Raw genomic sequence first — 16,218 nt, 5'->3', positions numbered from 1 at the left:
CTCAGCCATGCATTACGTCCTGCCTCATCGGCGTGAGGAGCGCATTTATCCGCGGGCCATCCGGCTCAAATCACCGAAATATCCGATCAGAAATAAAAAAGCCAGTCAGCTTAACTGACTGGCATTAGCCCTTGAGCGCCGTTTTTTATTTGGCCTGACTGGCCAGCGTCTTGACCGCCTGGGCCGCCGCTTGTTCCTGGCCCGCCTGGGCCGTAGCACTGGCAGCCTGCTGCCAGCGTTGGGCGTCGACCTTGGCCGGCAATTGCGTGGGGCGCTGAATCAGCACGGCCCACTTGCCGGCATCTTTCCACGCCGACTCAAAGGCGCTGAAGTCCATCGGCATGCGTCGCGCCAACCCTGAACGCAGCAGCACCATACTCTTCTGTTTGTTGTAACCCACCACCACGACATACCGCGGCCCGGCCCAGAACGTCGAGCCCTGGGTGATGCGCGTCATCACCGGGTACCCGGCCGCCACCTGTGCAAGCAGCGCAGGCAGTTGGTCTTCGAGCGGGTACACCAGCATCCCGTACTCACGGGCCAGCACCTGCATGTTGCGCTCAAGGTCCGCTTCGGCACCCGGCAAGTGCAACGGCTTATCCAACAAGCCCGGTGTAATCACAATGCCTTGTTGAGACAGCATGCTGGCCAAAGCAGCCGGGCCACCGAGGTACGTCTCACCGCGAAAAGCCGGCACGCCCTTGAGCTCGACACCCTCAGGCAGGCCCGGGATGCTCGTAGGCTTTGGGTGTGAGGTGCAGGCCGCAAGCCCCATGAAACAAGCGGCGACCCACCAGGAGGTTTTAATGTTCGAGGGAAACCGCAACTTTTTCACTCACTTGATCAACTGCCGACGTGGGCCCTGATCATAGGACGCTCTGGGGCGCGGGTATAGCCTTACACCGCAGTAAAAGGCCCGCCATAGAGCAAACAAGTTGGACACACACGACCATTGGTCAATAGCAGGCAACCTGCGGGTAGCTAGACTGTCCATTGAGAAGACAGTGTGTGCCCTGTACTGGGCGAGAGGAGGCACTTATGGGCCTGACAACAACGATTCTGCTTTTGATCTGTGGCTGGCTGGCAGTCGCCGCCGCCATGCTCTGGGGCGTGATGCGCGTGACCCGCCGGCACCATCACCCACAGGTAAAACCCGCAGCACCCGGCAAGCTGCACAAACCCGCCGGGCACCACGCCTAGCACATCAGCCCGGCATGCAATCGAAATCCTCGGCCTGTGCCACTTCCTTGCCGTGCCCATCCTTCAATTCGGCGCGCACATTCGTACCCAGGCTGGTCTCCACCAGGGTGTAGTGTTCACCGGCCTTGAAGTTGTTGTACTCGACATGCCCACGGCAGTCCTGCTGGTTTTCATCCCCTGGCTCTTCTTCGAACAAGGTGACATCCAGGCGATGCGCGCCTGGCTTCACTTCAAAATAACGACCATCATTGATGTTTTTTCCATCTACCCGCTCGGCCAACAGGTCGTTGGGCGCTTCCTCTTGCAGGCCGATCCAGGCTTCGCTCGGGTCCGCTTTCGGCATCGGGCCGGCACACGCCGACAACAGCAGGACAACACTCAAGGCCGGAATCAACAACAAGGGTTTAAGAGACATGGCAGAACTCCAAATGGATAAAGAGTGAAGGGGCAAAACAACTCCCCTTTGATCGGTATCAAGCTTGGTACCCACGCCTTTTCTGAACAAATGAATACATATGAAAGGATCTTCAGCCGTTAACTAAATGTTCCTTCACCTGGCTGAAAGGTGCGTGTTAGGTGGGTCCGTCAAGACTGCGAGCGTTTGCAATTTAACTCCTTTGGAGGTTACGGCATGCTCGGGCTGGTAAAGACCGCACTGCTCAAGCCCTACACGTTTATCGTGCTGGCAATTTTCATCTGCATCATTGGGCCCATGGCGGCCTTGCGTACCCCTACTGACGTATTTCCCGATATCGGCATCCCCGTAGTCGCGGTGGTTTGGCAGTACAACGGCCTGTCTCCGGACGCCATGGCCGGCCGGGTGATCTACACCTACGAACGCTCCCTGAGTACCACCGTCAACGACATCGAACACATTGAATCGCAGTCGTTACCCGGCATGGGCATCGTGAAGATTTTCTTCCAGCCCGGCGTGGATATCCGCACCGCCAACGCCCAGGTAACCGCGGTGTCACAAACCGTACTCAAGCAGATGCCACCGGGCATCACCCCACCGCTGATCCTCAACTACAGCGCCTCCACGGTGCCGATCCTGCAGATGGCGTTCTCCAGCCCCAGCCTCTCGGAAGCGAAGATCCGCGACCTGGTGCAGAACAATATCCGCCTGCCTTTAAGCGCCCTGCCCGGCCTGGCCATGCCCACGCCAATGGGCGGCAAGCAACGCCAGATCACCCTCGACCTTGACCCGCAAGCGCTGGCCGCCAAAGGCCTGTCGGCACAGGACGTGGGCAACGCCCTCGCCTTGCAGAACCAGATTATCCCGGTGGGTACCGCCAAACTCGGCCCCAACGAATACACGATTCTGCTCAACAACAGCCCCAAGGCGATTGATGAGCTCAACGACCTGCCGATCAAGACGGTCGACGGCGCGATCATCACCATCGGCCAAGTGGCCCACGTGCGTGACGGCTCGCCGCCGCAGACCAACATCGTGCGCGTCGACGGCCACCGTGCAGTGCTGATGCCTGCCCTGAAAAACGGCAGCATCTCCACCCTGTCGATCATCGACGGCATCCGCCAGATGCTCCCACGCATCAATGAAACCTTGCCGCCGTCGCTGAAGACTTCGCTGCTGGGCGACGCCTCGGTGTTCGTCAAACAGTCGGTGGGCAGCGTGGCGCAGGAAGGCATCATCGCCGCCCTGCTGACCAGTGCAATGATCCTGCTGTTCCTCGGCAGCTGGCGCTCGACCATCATCATCGCCGCCTCGATTCCCCTGGCGGTGCTCTCGGCCATCGCGCTGCTGGCGGCCACAGGCCAAACCCTCAACGTCATGACCCTCGGCGGGCTGGCGTTGGCGGTGGGGATTCTGGTGGACGATGCCACGGTGACCATCGAGAACATCAACTGGCACCTTGAACAAGGCAAGGCGGTGAAGGACGCGATCCTCGATGGCGCCAAGCAAATCGTCGGCCCGGCGTTCGTGTCCCTGCTGTGTATCTGCATCGTGTTTGTGCCGATGTTCATGCTGCAAGGCATCGCCGGTTATCTGTTCCGCCCGATGGCGTTGGCGGTGATTTTCGCCATGGCCAGCTCGTTCATTCTGTCGCGAACTTTGGTGCCGACCCTGGCGATGTTCCTGCTCAAGCCTCACGTGCCGGAGCAAGGCCAAGGCCATCACCCGGAAGATGAATTCATCAATCATCACGAGGGCGACCAGCACAAACCCCAGCGCAATGCCGTGCTGCAATCGGTGCTGAATTTCCAGCAGGGTTTCGAGCGGCGTTTCTCCGCCCTGCGGGACGTTTACCACAGCCTGTTGACCCTTGCCCTGGGCGCACGCAAGCGTTTCATCGTGGGCTTCCTGGCGTGCATCCTTGCCTCGTTCCTGCTGCTGCCAAGCCTGGGCCAGGACTTCTTCCCGGCCACCGACGCCGGCGCCATGGCCCTGCACGTACGTTTGCCGTTGGGTACACGTATCGAAGAAAGCGCCGCAGCGTTTGACCGGATTGAAGCGCGGATTCGCGAGATCGTTCCGGCAGATGAACTGGACACCATCGTCGACAACATCGGCATTCCGCTGAGCGGCATCGACATGGCTTACAGCAGCAGCGGCACCATCGGCCCACAGGACGGTGACATCCAGGTCTCGCTGAAAAAAGACCACGCACCGACTGCCGACTACGTGAAAAAACTGCGTGAAGCGCTGCCCGAAAGCTTCCCCGGCAGCCAGTTCGCATTCCTCCCGGCAGACATCAGCAGCCAGATCCTCAACTTCGGTTCGCCGGCTCCGCTGGACGTGAAAATCTCCGGGCGCAGCGATGAAGAAAACCGCGCCTACGCCGTGGAACTGGAACGTCGCCTGAAGCACGTACCGGGCATCGCCGACCTGCGTATCCAGCAGTCAACCGGCTACCCGTCACTGCAAGTCAACGTGGATCGGATGCGCGCCAACGGCCTGGGCATCACCGAGCGCGACGTCACCAACAGCATGGTCGCGTCCCTGGCCGGCAGCTCGCAAACCGCACCGACCTTCTGGCTCAACCCGGCCAACGGCGTGTCGTATTCGATCGTGGCGGCAACCCCGCAGTACCGCCTCGACAGCCTGCCGTCCCTGGAAGCACTGCCGGTAACCGGTGCCGATGGGCAGTCGCAGATCCTCGGCGGCGTAGCGACCATCTCCCGCGTACAAAGCCCGGCGGTGGTGACCCACTACAACATCGAACCGACCCTGGACCTGTACGCCAACGTGCAAGGCCGCGACCTCGGCGGCGTCGCCAGCGATGTGCAAAAGGTGCTCAATGACATGGCCCCGATGCGCCCCAAAGGCGCGACCATCAGCCTGCACGGGCAGATCGATGCGCTGCATGAAGCGTTCAACGGCTTGAGCTTCGGCCTGCTCGGCGCGGTAGTGCTGATCTACCTGCTGATCGTGGTCAACTTCCAGTCCTGGACCGACCCGTTCGTGATCATCACCGCGCTGCCGGCAGCCCTGGCGGGCATCGTGTGGATGCTGTTCCTCAGCGGCACCTCGTTATCGGTGCCGGCACTCACGGGGGCCATCCTCTGTATGGGCGTGGCCACCGCCAACTCGATCCTGGTGGTGAGCTTCTGTCGAGAGCGCCTGGCTGAACATGGCGACGCACTCAAGGCGGCGCTGGAAGCCGGCTACACACGTTTCCGGCCTGTCTGCATGACCGCGCTGGCGATGATCATCGGCATGCTGCCGCTGGCCTTGTCCGAAGAACAAAACGCGCCGCTGGGACGTGCCGTGATCGGCGGCTTGATCCTCGCCACCACTGCCACTTTGCTGTTTGTACCCGTGGTCTTCAGCCTGGTCCACGGTCGTCATCCTACTCGCGCTGTTGCTGGAGAAACCCCACATGTCGTCTGATCACAAACCCTCGCGCAAGCGTCTGATGCTCATGGGTGTCGGCGGCCTGACACTGGCCGCCCTGTTGGTCGCCAACGGCCTGCACGCCCGTACGATGCATGAAAAATCCGTCACCGCCTGGACCGAAACCGCCGCCGTGCCGCAAGTGCTGGTGTTCCAGCCTAAACAGAACGCGGCCGGCGACACCCTGCGCTTGCCCGCGCACCTGGAAGCCTGGAGCAAGGCACCGATTCATGCGCGGGTCAGCGGTTATCTGAAAGACTGGAAAGTCGACATCGGCACCCAGGTCAAGGCCGGGCAAATCCTTGCCGAAATCGACAGCCCCGACCTCGACCAGCAAGTGGCACAGACCCACGCCCGCATGGTGCAGGAACAGGCCAACGCGCGGCTGGCGGAAACCACCGCCACCCGCTGGCAAAACCTGTTGACCAGCCATTCGGTATCGCGCCAGGAGGCTGATGAAAAAACCTCGAATGCCTTGGCCGCCAAAGCCAACGCACAGGCTGCCGCCGCTGACTATGCGCGGCTGTCCGCACTGGAAGACTACAAAACCATCCGTGCACCGTTCGCCGGCGTGATCACCGCGCGCAACACCGATATCGGCCAGTTGATCAAGGCCGACAGCGACAGCGATCCGGAACTGTTCGACATCGCCGACACCCACCAACTGCGCCTCTACGTGCCGGTGCCGCAGAACTATGCGGCAGTGATTCATCCGGGTCTGGAAGCGCAACTGACGGTGCCCGAGCATCCCGGCGAACACTTCAGCGCGAAGCTGATGGGCGACTCCACCGCCATCGACCGCCGCTCGGGCACGTTGCTCGCGCAATTCGTGGCAGACAATCCGGACGGCAAGCTGCTGCCCGGCGACTACGCCGAAGCCACCCTGGCAATCCCAGCCGATACCCATGGCGTGAGCATCCCGGCCAGCGCCCTGATCTTCCGTGCCCAAGGTACCCAGGTCGCGGTACTGGACGCCAATAACCACGTGCACCTGCAAGACATCCACATTGGCCTCGACCTCGGCGAACGCCTGGTGATCGATCAAGGCCTGAAACCCGCCGACCGCGTGGTCGACAACCCGCCCGACGCCCTGCGCGAAGGCGACGCGGTGCAACTGGCCGACGCCGGAGGTGCCCATGCGCCCAAGGCTTAAACCCCTGGCCGCCCTGGTGTTGCTGGCGCTTCACGGTTGCTCGTTGGCGCCCACCTACAAGGCGCCGACCATCGACCTGCCGGCCAAGTACCGTGAACAGACCAGCGACGGCCCATGGCACAGCGCGCAACCGTCCGACCAACTGGCACCGAAGTGGTGGCAGCTGTATCAGGACCCGCGCCTGAACGACCTGCAGGAACAACTGCTCAAGGCCAACCCGGACCTGGCGGCGGCGCTCGCGCATTTCGATGCGTCCCAGGCGTATGCCAGCCAACTGCACGCAGGGTTATTCCCGCAGATTACCGCCAGCGCACAGCCGTTGCGTCAGCGCCAATCGGACAGTCGACCGTTGCGAGGCGATACCCAACCTTCGGTGTACAACAGCAACACGGCGGGGTTTGCGCTGAGCTTTGATCTGGATCTGTGGGGCAAAATCCGCAATCAGGTGGCGGCGGGCGATGCTCAAGCCCAAGCCTCCGGCGATGATTTGGCCGTCGCACGCCTGAGCCTGCAGCATCAGTTGGCGACGTTGTTTGTGCAGCTCAACGGGCTGGATGCGCAGAGTAGGATTCTCAGCAGTTCGCTGGATGATTTTGGCCAGGCACTGCAACTGACCCGTAGCCGGTATGAAGGGCAGATTGCCTCGGAGCTGGACCTGACCCGTGCGCAAAGTCAGCTGGCTGAAGCCGAGGCTCAGCTTGATGATGTACGCGGTCAGCGCAACCTCACCGAGCATGCAATTGGTGAGTTGGTGGGTGTGTCGGCCAGTGGATTCCAGCTACCGCCGAGCAAGCAATTGATCGCGCTGCCGGGGATTCCACAACAGCTGCCGAGCCATCTGCTGCAACGTCGGCCTGATATTGCAGCGGCTGAGCGACGGGTGTTTGCGGCCAACGCGAACATCGGCGTGGCGAAGGCCGCGTGGTACCCGGACTTCAGCTTGACCGGCTTGATTGGCGGGCAAACCCAGGGCGTCGGCAACCTGTTCTCGGCGGCCAATCGGTATTGGGCGCTGGGGCCGCTGGTCAATCTGCCGATCTTTGATGGCGGGCGGTTGAGTGCCAATGAACGCCAGGCCAAGGCGGAGTTTGAAGAGGCCTCGGCGCATTACCGTAGCCAGGTGTTAAGGGCGGTGCGTGAGGTGGAAGACAACCTTGGGCAGTTGCGTGATTTGCAGCAGGAGGCGATGGATGAACAGGCCGCCGCGAATGCTGCCGAACACACGCAGGCGCTGGCGATGAACAGCTATCAGGCGGGAGCTGTGAGTTACCTGGATGTGGTGACGGCGCAGACCGCGGCGTTGCAGGCGCAGCGCACGTTGCAGGCTGTGCAGACGCGGCAGTTGCAGGCGAGTGTGGGGTTGGTGACGGCGCTGGGTGGGGGTTGGAAGCCGGACGCATAATACCGGCCTAAGGCGCAGTGAAGTTCTAATGTGGGAGGGGGCTTGCTCCCGAAGGCGGTGGCTCAGTCAAACATCTCTGGACTGAGCCACCGCCAATTTCAGTCTTCCCGCCGGCTGTTCAGAAAAACACTCACCGCTGTGTAATCACTGCCATTGGCATAAATAAGCAGGACATACCTTACAGCGCATCCTGGAGACGACATATTTCCTACGTTTCTTTCAGGTTGCTGGTTGGAACAGGCACCACTAGTCTTCGTCGGTCGCTGCCAATTCAGCGACCGGACGTGAGAAATCCGAACGACTCCATTGGCGCAAAAGCGCCCGACGTACACAGTGCAGGCGCATTTTCTGTGCTCGCTGTTATGGCGGCTGTGCGCGGGCACGCTTCGGCGTGGCCAAGCTCCTGGGGTCTTGGTTTTCTCACTCCGCGTACAGCTGCCACCTTCAGTTCGTGAGAAAAACCTGATGGTAGTCCCTAACTCTCCAGGAACTACATCATGATCAAAGACAGTTCCAACCCTCCTTCCGATTCAAACCTGCTCTTCACCCTCCGTCCTGGCCTTTGAGGTTGATGGTTCGCAGCGCAGTGTGGTGCTGGGTATGTGTCGGATGCTGGAGGGCGTACAGTTGCTTGTAGATCGAGTGGTGGATGCAACAGTAGCCGTGCGCTGCCCCATAACTGTAGGAGCGAGCTTGCTCGCGAAAAACGTCCACGATGACGCGTACAGCCTGGATGTACGCGGCGCTCTCAGGTTTTTCGCGAGCAAGCTCGCTCCTACAGTAGTGGGTTGGGAGGGTCAGCGATTTATGCGGCGAGTTTGCCGCTGGCAATCGCTACCGAAGCCGCCACCATCGCCCTTAACAACACCGCACACCCCGCCGCCAAATCATCCGGCGCGGCATTCTCGATTTCGTTATGGCTGATGCCACCCTCACACGGCACAAAGATCATCCCCGCCGGGCCAAGCTCCGCGACGAAAATCGCGTCATGCCCTGCCCCGCTGACAATGTCCATGTTCGACAGGCCCAGACCATTGGCCGCATCCCGCACGGCATCTACGCAGCCTTTGTCGAAGTACAACGGCGGGAAGTCAGCGGTGGGTGTCATCTCGAACGTCAGACCATGCTTGGCGCAGGTTTCGTCGATCACCTTGCGCACCTGGGCAATCATCGAATCCAGCCGCGCCGGTGCCAGGTGACGGAAGTCCAGGGTCATGCGCACTTCGCCAGGAATCACGTTGCGTGAGCCCGGATAGGCTTGCAGGCAACCAACGGTGCCACAGGCATGGGGTTGATGGCCCAACGCAGCCGCGTTAACCGCGGCCACCACCGCAGCAGCACCCACCAGGGCATCCTTGCGCAGGTGCATCGGCGTCGGTCCCGCATGCGCCTCAACGCCACGCAATTTCAGGTCGAACCATTTCTGACCCAGCGCACCGAGCACCACACCGATGGTTTTCTTTTCATCCTCAAGAATCGGGCCTTGCTCGATATGCGCTTCAAAATAGGCGCCTACCTTGTGCCCGCTTACCGGACGCGATCCGGCATAGCCAATGGCATTCAGTGCATCGTCTACGGTCACGCCATCGGCATCGGTCTTGGCCAGCGTATCGGCCAGGGTGAATTTCTCGGCAAACACCCCGGAACCCATCATGCACGGCGCAAAGCGCGAGCCTTCTTCGTTGGTCCACACCACCACTTCCAACGGTGCCTCGGTTTCCACCTTCAGGTCGTTGAGTGTGCGCAACACCTCCACGCCCGCCAACACACCAAAACACCCGTCAAACTTGCCACCGGTTGGCTGGGTGTCGATATGGCTGCCGGTCATCACCGGTGGCAAGTTGGGATTGCGCCCCGGCCGGCGGGCGAAGATATTGCCGACGCCATCGATGGTCACGGTGCAGCCAGCCTCCTCGCACCACTTCACAAACAGGTCGCGGGCCTGGCGATCGAGGTCGGTCAGGGCCAGGCGGCACACGCCGCCCTTGGGGGTGGCGCCGAGCTTGGCGAGTTCCATCAGGGACAGCCACAAACGGTCGCGGTTGATGTGCTGATGGGTGGATTGCAGAACGTCTACGGCAGCGTTCATGGTGACCTCCTCAGGCAGTTTTTTATGATATGACCCGATTCCAACTATGGAACCCAGTCGAAATGTGGGAGCGGGCTTGCCCGCTCCCACATTTGAGTGCATTGCACATCGATTAAAGCGGTGTTTTCACGGCGACTACGCGGGCGCCGCACTTCATGCACAGCGCGTAATACAACAACCCGCCCAATGCCGAGCCGGTGAACCAGCCATAACTGTAGAACCAGCTGAATGCATCGCTGCCCAGCGACAACAGCGTCAACACCACCGGCACGCCAAAGGCCAGGAATCCATGCCAGTTCCACGCCGGGTACACGTCATCGCGGTACAAACCGGCAAGGTCCAGTTGCTGTTTCTTGATGATGAAATAGTCCACCACCATGATCCCGGCGATCGGCCCCAGCAGGCTTGAGTAACCCAGCAGCCAGTTGGAATAGACGGTTTCCAGGCTCACGTCGGAGATGATCAGCCCAAGCTTTTTCAGCAGCTCATGGCCCATCAGCGCCAGGCCCACCAAACCCGTGAGGATCACCGCCGTGGTGCGGTTGATCAGCTTGGGCGCGATGTTCTGAAAGTCATTGGTGGGCGACACAATGTTCGCCGCAGTATTGGTTGAAAGCGTGGCGATGATGATCAACGCCATGGCCACGGCCACCCACACCGGGCTCTGGATATGGCCGATCAGGGTCACCGGGTCGGAGACAGTTACGCCTACCAGTTTCACCGAGGCGGCGGTCATGATCACGCCAAGGGAAGCGAACAGGAACATGGTCAGCGGCAGGCCGAAAATCTGCCCCAGGATCTGGTCTTTCTGGCTTTTGGCGTAGCGGCTGAAGTCGGGGATGTTCAACGACAAGGTGGCCCAGAAACCGACCATCGCGGTCAGGCCCGCCATGAAGTAACCGGTAAGGCTTGCGCCTTCGGGGCGCTTGGGCGGGATCGCCATCAGTTCGGTCAGCGAGACATTCGGCAGCGCCCACACCAACAGCCCGATGCCCACGGCCACCAGCAGCGGCGCAGACAGGGTTTCCAGCCATTTGATCGACTCGGCGCCGCGCAATACCACCCACAGGTTCAGCGTCCAGAAGATCATGAATCCGATCACTTCACCGGTGCCGCCCAACGATTTCCAACCCTCGAAAATCGAGCCGAGAAATAAGTGAATCGCCAGGCCGCCAAACATCGTCTGGATACCAAACCAGCCGCACGCCACCAACGCTCGGATCAGGCACGGCACATTGGAGCCGAGCACGCCGAAGGACGAGCGCAGCAACACCGGAAACGGAATGCCGTACTTGGTACCAGGAAAGGCGTTGAGGGTCAGCGGCACCAGCACCACGATATTGGCCAGCAAGATCGCCATCAGCGCCTCGCCCACTGACAACCCGAAGTAGGCGGTGAGCACGCCGCCCAAGGTATAGGTCGGCACGCACACCGACATGCCGATCCACAGCGCGGTGATGTGCCACTTGTTCCAGGTACGTTCGCGCACCTTGGTGGGTGCCATGTCGTGGTTGTAGCGGGGGCTGTCGAGGACGTCGGGGCCGGCGTCGAGTTCGTACAGGCCGTTGCGTTCAATGACTTGCGATCTGTTCTGTTGCATGGCCGCTCCACGGTTTTTTCGAATTATTTTTGCTCATCCCGTGACGTGCACAGGATGGCCGGAGTACCTCGTTGACAACATGACATCCGGGACCCGGCCAACCGCCACCGCACTCAATAACCGTGCCGTAAACCGTCGCCGTGCCCGCACCGCTTATATAACTCGCTGATGTTTATCAGCTTTATTGTCTCGACCGAAAAGCCCTTCGTTACTTTCAGCGTTACTCAGGCCAAATAACGCAGAAGTTGTCCGAACCCTCAGGACTCAATCTGGTGCAATACAATTATTTTTATTGACTGCCGCCGTCAAGAGGCATGTCTCAAGCGTCTGATTTGCAATAAGAAATGTTGCTCATATTGGGAACCTGTCAAGTGCGTCAAAATGGTGAGTGGTCGCTACATTTTGGTGATTTTGATTTTTTATTGTTTAAAATCAATTAGTTATTACAGATATAAGCTTATTAAAAATATTCTTGCTCATTCGAAAAACTCGGGCTAGTTTCTATTCCTGTCACCGCTGACAGGAATTAATTCTCCAGCGGCGCGATGCATTACAACACTTAGAACTGGCACAAGCCGGTCAAGCCTGTGAGGAACTCGACATGTCGCTGTTGATCCGTGGCGCTACCGTTATTACCCATGATGAACGTTATCGAGCCGATGTTTTATGCGCAGGCGGTCTAATCCGCGCCATTGGCACGGACCTGGATATTCCCGCCGGCACTGAGGTACTCGATGGCAGCGGTCAATACCTGATGCCCGGTGGCATCGACCCCCATACCCATATGCAACTGCCCTTCATGGGCACCGTGGCCAGTGAAGACTTTTTCAGTGGCACGGCCGCCGGATTGGCGGGCGGCACCACGTCGATCATCGACTTTGTGATTCCCAACCCGCAGCAATCGCTGTTGGAGGCGTTCCATCAGTGGCGCGGCTGGGCCGAGAAGTCGGCGTCGGACTATGGTTTTCACGTCGCCGTTACCTGGTGGAGCGAGCAGGTTCGCGAGGAAATGGCCGAGCTGGTCAGCCATCACGGCATCAACAGCTTCAAGCATTTCATGGCGTACAAGAACGCGATCATGGCCGCCGACGATACGTTGGTGGCGAGCTTCGAGCGCTGCCTGGAGCTGGGCGCGGTGCCGACGGTGCATGCCGAGAACGGCGAGCTGGTTTATCACCTGCAACGCAAGCTGATGGCCCAGGGCATTACCGGCCCTGAAGCGCACCCGCTGTCGCGGCCTTCGCAAGTGGAAGGCGAAGCCGCCAGCCGGGCGATCCGGATTGCCGAAACCATCGGCACGCCGCTGTACCTGGTGCACGTTTCCACCAAGGAAGCGCTGGATGAAATCACCTACGCCCGCAGCAAGGGCCAGCCGGTGTACGGCGAAGTATTGGCCGGGCATTTGCTGCTGGACGACAGCGTCTACCAACACCCCGACTGGCAGACCGCCGCGGGCTACGTGATGAGCCCGCCCTTCCGCCCGCGCGGGCATCAGGAGGCGCTGTGGCATGGCCTGCAATCGGGCAACTTGCACACCACCGCCACCGACCATTGCTGCTTCTGTGCCGAACAAAAAGCGGCTGGGCGTGATGACTTCAGCAAGATCCCCAATGGCACCGCCGGTATCGAAGACCGCATGGCGCTGTTGTGGGACGAAGGCGTGAACACCGGGCGTTTGTCGATGCAGGAGTTCGTCGCGCTGACGTCTACCAACACCGCGAAGATCTTCAACCTGTACCCGCGCAAAGGTGCGATTCGCGTGGGTGCCGATGCGGATCTGGTGCTGTGGGACCCGGAAGGCACACGGACCATTTCGGCGAAGACGCACCATCAGAAAGTCGACTTCAACATCTTCGAAGGCAAGACCGTGCGCGGCGTGCCGAGCCACACCATCAGCCAGGGCAAGCTGGTCTGGGTGGATGGGGATTTGCGCGCCGAGCGTGGTGCGGGGCGGTACATCGAACGGCCGGCGTATCCGTCGGTGTTTGAGCAGTTGAGCAAGCGAGCGGAGCGTTCCAGGCCGGTTGCTGTGAAACGCTGAGGCCGCCATTCGCGAGCAAGCCCGCTCCCACATTTCGATTTGTGAACACGGTCAAATGTGGGAGCGGGCTTGCTCGCGAAGAGGTCGGTACAGGCAATAAAAAAACCACTGCCCACCAGAGGCAGCACCTCAAAAACCGTGAGGACAATACCGTGATCCAGACCCTGAACCATCTTCCACACCCCCATGAAGATGCGGCGGCACTCGCCGCGCATTTCACCGACCTGGCGCCGCCGCTCAATGCCCGGCAAGCCCAACTGGAAGCCTCGCGCTGCCTCTATTGCTACGATGCGCCCTGCGTTAACGCGTGCCCCAGCGAGATCGACATCCCCTCGTTCATCCGCAATATCCACACGGAAAACGTCCAGGGCGCCGCGCAGAAGATCCTCTCGGCGAATATCCTCGGCGGCAGTTGCGCCCGGGTGTGCCCGACGGAAATCCTCTGCCAGCAAGCCTGTGTGCGCAACAACGCCGAGGAATGCGCCCCGGTGCTGATCGGCCTGTTGCAGCGTTACGCCGTGGACAATGCGCACTTCAGCGAACACCCGTTCCAGCGCGCCGCGCCCACCGGCAAACGCATCGCCGTGGTCGGCGCGGGCCCTGCGGGTTTGTCGTGCGCCCATCGCAGCGCCCTGCACGGCCATGACGTGGTGATTTTCGAAGCCCGTGAAAAAGCCGGCGGCCTGAATGAATACGGGATCGCCAAGTACAAACTGGTGGATGACTTCGCGCAAAAGGAACTGGATTTCCTCCTGCAAATCGGCGGCATCGAAATCCGTCACGGCCAGCGCCTCGGCGACAACCTGACCTTGAGCGAACTGCACCAGCAATTCGATTCGGTGTTCCTCGGCCTTGGCCTGGCCGCCAGCAAACAGCTCGGCCTGCCTCACGAAGATGCCCCCGGCCTGCTCGCCGCCACTGACTATATCCGCGAACTGCGCCAGGCCGATGACCTCAGCCAATTGCCGCTGGCCGATCGCTGCATCGTCCTCGGTGCCGGCAACACCGCCATCGATATGGCCGTGCAAATGGCCCGCCTTGGTGCCCGCGACGTCAACCTGGTGTACCGCCGTGGCCTGGCCGAAATGGGCGCCACCGGCCACGAGCAGGACATCGCCAAGGCCAACCAGGTGCGCCTGCTGACCTGGGCCCAGCCCGAAGAGGTGTTGCTGGACGACCAGGGCCATGTGCGCGGCATGCGTTTCGCCCGTACCCGCATGGTCGATGGCCGCCTGCAATCTACCGGTGAAACCTTCGAACTGGCGGCCGACGCGATCTTCAAGGCGATCGGCCAAGGCTTCGACGACGAGGCGCTGCACGATCCGCTGGCCCACCAGTTGCAACGCCAGGGCGACCGTATCTTCGTCAACGAGCAACTGCGCACCAGCATCCCGGGTGTGTATGCCGGCGGCGATTGCGTCAGCCTCGGCCAGGACCTCACCGTCCAGGCTGTGCAACACGGCAAGCTGGCGGCTGAAGCCATGCACGCCCAACTCATGCTGAATGTGGAGGCTGCGTAATGGCCGATCTCTCGATTGTATTCGCCGGTATCAAAGCCCCCAATCCGTTCTGGCTGGCCTCCGCGCCGCCCACCGACAAGGCCTACAACGTGGTCCGTGCCTTTGAAGCAGGCTGGGGCGGCGTGGTCTGGAAAACCCTCGGCGAAGACCCGGCGGCGGTCAACGTCTCGTCGCGCAACTCGGCGCACTTTGGTGCCAACCGTGAAGTGCTCGGTATCAACAACATTGAGCTGATTACCGACCGTTCCCTGGAGATCAACCTGAGGGAAATCACCCAGGTGAAAAAGGACTGGCCGGACCGTGCGCTGATCGTGTCGCTGATGGTGCCGTGCGTTGAAGCGTCGTGGAAACACATCCTGCCGCTGGTTGAAGCCACCGGCTGCGACGGCATCGAGCTGAACTTCGGTTGCCCCCACGGGATGCCGGAACGCGGCATGGGCGCGGCGGTGGGCCAGGTGCCGGAGTATGTGGAACAGGTGACGCGCTGGTGCAAGACCTATTGCTCGCTGCCGGTAATCGTCAAGCTGACGCCGAACATCACCGACATTCGCGTAGCGGCGCGGGCGGCGTATCGCGGGGGTGCGGATGCGGTGTCGCTGATCAACACCATCAACTCCATCACCAGTGTCGACCTGGAGCGCATGGTCGCCCTGCCGATGGTCGGCACCCAGAGCACTCACGGTGGTTACTGCGGTTCGGCGGTGAAGCCGATCGCCTTGAACATGGTGGCGGAAATAGCCCGGGACCCGCAGACGAAGGGTTTGCCGATCTGCGGGATTGGCGGGATCGGCAACTGGCGCGATGCGGCGGAATTCGTGGCGCTAGGCTGCGGCGCGGTGCAGGTGTGCACCGCGGCGATGCTGCATGGATTTCGGATTGTCGAAGAGATGAAGGACGGGCTGTCGCGGTGGATGGACAGCCAGGGTTACAGCAGCCTGCAGGAGTTTTCCGGGCGGGCGGTGGGCAATACGACGGATTGGAAGTACCTGGATATCAATTATCAGGTGATTGCCAAGATTGATCAGGCGGCGTGTATTGGGTGTGGGCGTTGCCACATTGCTTGCGAGGATACGTCGCACCAGGCGATTGCCAGCTTGAAGCAGGCGGATGGGACGCATAAGTACGAGGTGATTGATGATGAGTGCGTGGGGTGCAACCTGTGCCAGATCACCTGCCCGGTGGCGGAGTGTATCGAGATGGTGCCGGTGGATAACGGGAAGCCGTTTTTGAACTGGACGCAGGATCCGAGAAATCCCTACCGCGAAGCGACCGCCGAAGCACTGTAGAACCAAAGTGGGAGCGGGCTTGCTCGCGAAGGCGGTGTGTCAGTCAACACATCCGGTGACTGAAACCTGTC

General features: G+C 60.7%; 11 protein-coding genes and 1 pseudogene. 8 read left to right on the top strand and 4 right to left on the bottom strand.

Annotated elements, in window-relative coordinates; genetic code table 11:
• Nucleotides 1-145 precede the first annotated feature (145 nt).
• The gene (locus CEC48_RS28790) at nt 146-775 is read right to left on the bottom strand and encodes a peptidase C39 family protein (RefSeq protein ID WP_088426900.1); all 630 of its coding nucleotides are present in this window, start codon (nt 773-775) and stop codon (nt 146-148) included.
• A 263-nt stretch (nt 776-1,038) separates the two neighbouring features.
• On the opposite strand from CEC48_RS28790, the gene CEC48_RS31665 reads away from it, so the two are divergent.
• Nucleotides 1,039-1,200, top strand: a complete 162-nt coding sequence (locus CEC48_RS31665; protein WP_176438801.1) for a hypothetical protein — start codon at nt 1,039-1,041, stop codon at nt 1,198-1,200.
• 4 nt (nt 1,201-1,204) lie between these two features.
• Here CEC48_RS31665 and CEC48_RS28785 read toward each other — a convergent pair whose 3' ends face one another.
• Nucleotides 1,205-1,615 carry a hypothetical protein gene (locus CEC48_RS28785; RefSeq protein ID WP_088426898.1) on the bottom strand — a complete coding sequence of 137 codons (411 nt, stop codon included), beginning with the start codon at nt 1,613-1,615 and terminating at the stop codon, nt 1,205-1,207.
• A gap of 216 nt (nt 1,616-1,831) precedes the next feature.
• Here CEC48_RS28785 and CEC48_RS28780 point away from each other — a divergent pair, with 216 nt between their 5' ends.
• The 4 genes and pseudogenes from CEC48_RS28780 to CEC48_RS32000 all read left to right on the top strand — a co-directional run.
• Entirely contained in the window at nt 1,832-5,053 is a 3,222-nt protein-coding gene (locus tag CEC48_RS28780) for an efflux RND transporter permease subunit (RefSeq protein ID WP_088426896.1), read from the top strand.
• Nucleotides 5,043-6,209: an efflux RND transporter periplasmic adaptor subunit gene (locus CEC48_RS28775; protein ID WP_088426895.1), complete on the top strand. Its 1,167-nt coding sequence runs from the start codon at nt 5,043-5,045 to the stop codon at nt 6,207-6,209. The genes CEC48_RS28780 and CEC48_RS28775 overlap by 11 nt, the downstream gene beginning before the upstream one ends.
• Nucleotides 6,193-7,611: an efflux transporter outer membrane subunit gene (locus tag CEC48_RS28770; protein WP_088426893.1), complete on the top strand. Its 1,419-nt coding sequence runs from the start codon at nt 6,193-6,195 to the stop codon at nt 7,609-7,611. The genes CEC48_RS28775 and CEC48_RS28770 overlap by 17 nt, the downstream gene beginning before the upstream one ends.
• Nucleotides 7,612-8,274: 663 nt before the next feature.
• Nucleotides 8,275-8,394: pseudogene (locus CEC48_RS32000) on the top strand (outer membrane lipoprotein carrier protein LolA); the annotation flags it as partial.
• Between the two features lie 22 nt (nt 8,395-8,416).
• On the opposite strand, the gene CEC48_RS28765 reads toward CEC48_RS32000, so the two are convergent.
• Both CEC48_RS28765 and CEC48_RS28760 read right to left on the bottom strand, forming a co-directional pair.
• Nucleotides 8,417-9,700: a Zn-dependent hydrolase gene (locus CEC48_RS28765; RefSeq protein WP_088426891.1), complete on the bottom strand. Its 1,284-nt coding sequence runs from the start codon at nt 9,698-9,700 to the stop codon at nt 8,417-8,419.
• Between the two features lie 112 nt (nt 9,701-9,812).
• Complete coding sequence (locus CEC48_RS28760; protein WP_088426890.1) at nt 9,813-11,300, bottom strand: NCS1 family nucleobase:cation symporter-1; 1,488 nt, start codon at nt 11,298-11,300, stop codon at nt 9,813-9,815.
• 601 nt (nt 11,301-11,901) lie between these two features.
• Between CEC48_RS28760 and hydA the strand changes: the two genes are divergently transcribed.
• The 3 genes from hydA to preA all read left to right on the top strand — a co-directional run bounded on the left by hydA (nt 11,902) and on the right by preA (nt 16,147).
• Nucleotides 11,902-13,341, top strand: coding sequence for a dihydropyrimidinase (hydA, locus tag CEC48_RS28755; RefSeq protein ID WP_088426888.1), 1,440 nt, complete (start codon nt 11,902-11,904; stop codon nt 13,339-13,341).
• Nucleotides 13,342-13,493: 152 nt separating this feature from the next.
• Entirely contained in the window at nt 13,494-14,861 is a 1,368-nt protein-coding gene (locus tag CEC48_RS28750; protein ID WP_088426887.1) for an NAD(P)-dependent oxidoreductase, read from the top strand.
• Complete coding sequence (preA, locus tag CEC48_RS28745) at nt 14,861-16,147, top strand: NAD-dependent dihydropyrimidine dehydrogenase subunit PreA (protein WP_088426885.1); 1,287 nt, start codon at nt 14,861-14,863, stop codon at nt 16,145-16,147. The genes CEC48_RS28750 and preA overlap by 1 nt, the downstream gene beginning before the upstream one ends.
• Nucleotides 16,148-16,218: the final 71 nt, after the last annotated feature.

It is taken from the genome of Pseudomonas sp. K2I15, assembly GCF_002204795.1.
Taxonomy (GTDB): domain Bacteria; phylum Pseudomonadota; class Gammaproteobacteria; order Pseudomonadales; family Pseudomonadaceae; genus Aquipseudomonas.
The sequence above is the reverse complement of the archived record's forward strand: the minus strand, read 5'-3'. Positions and strand labels throughout refer to the sequence as shown.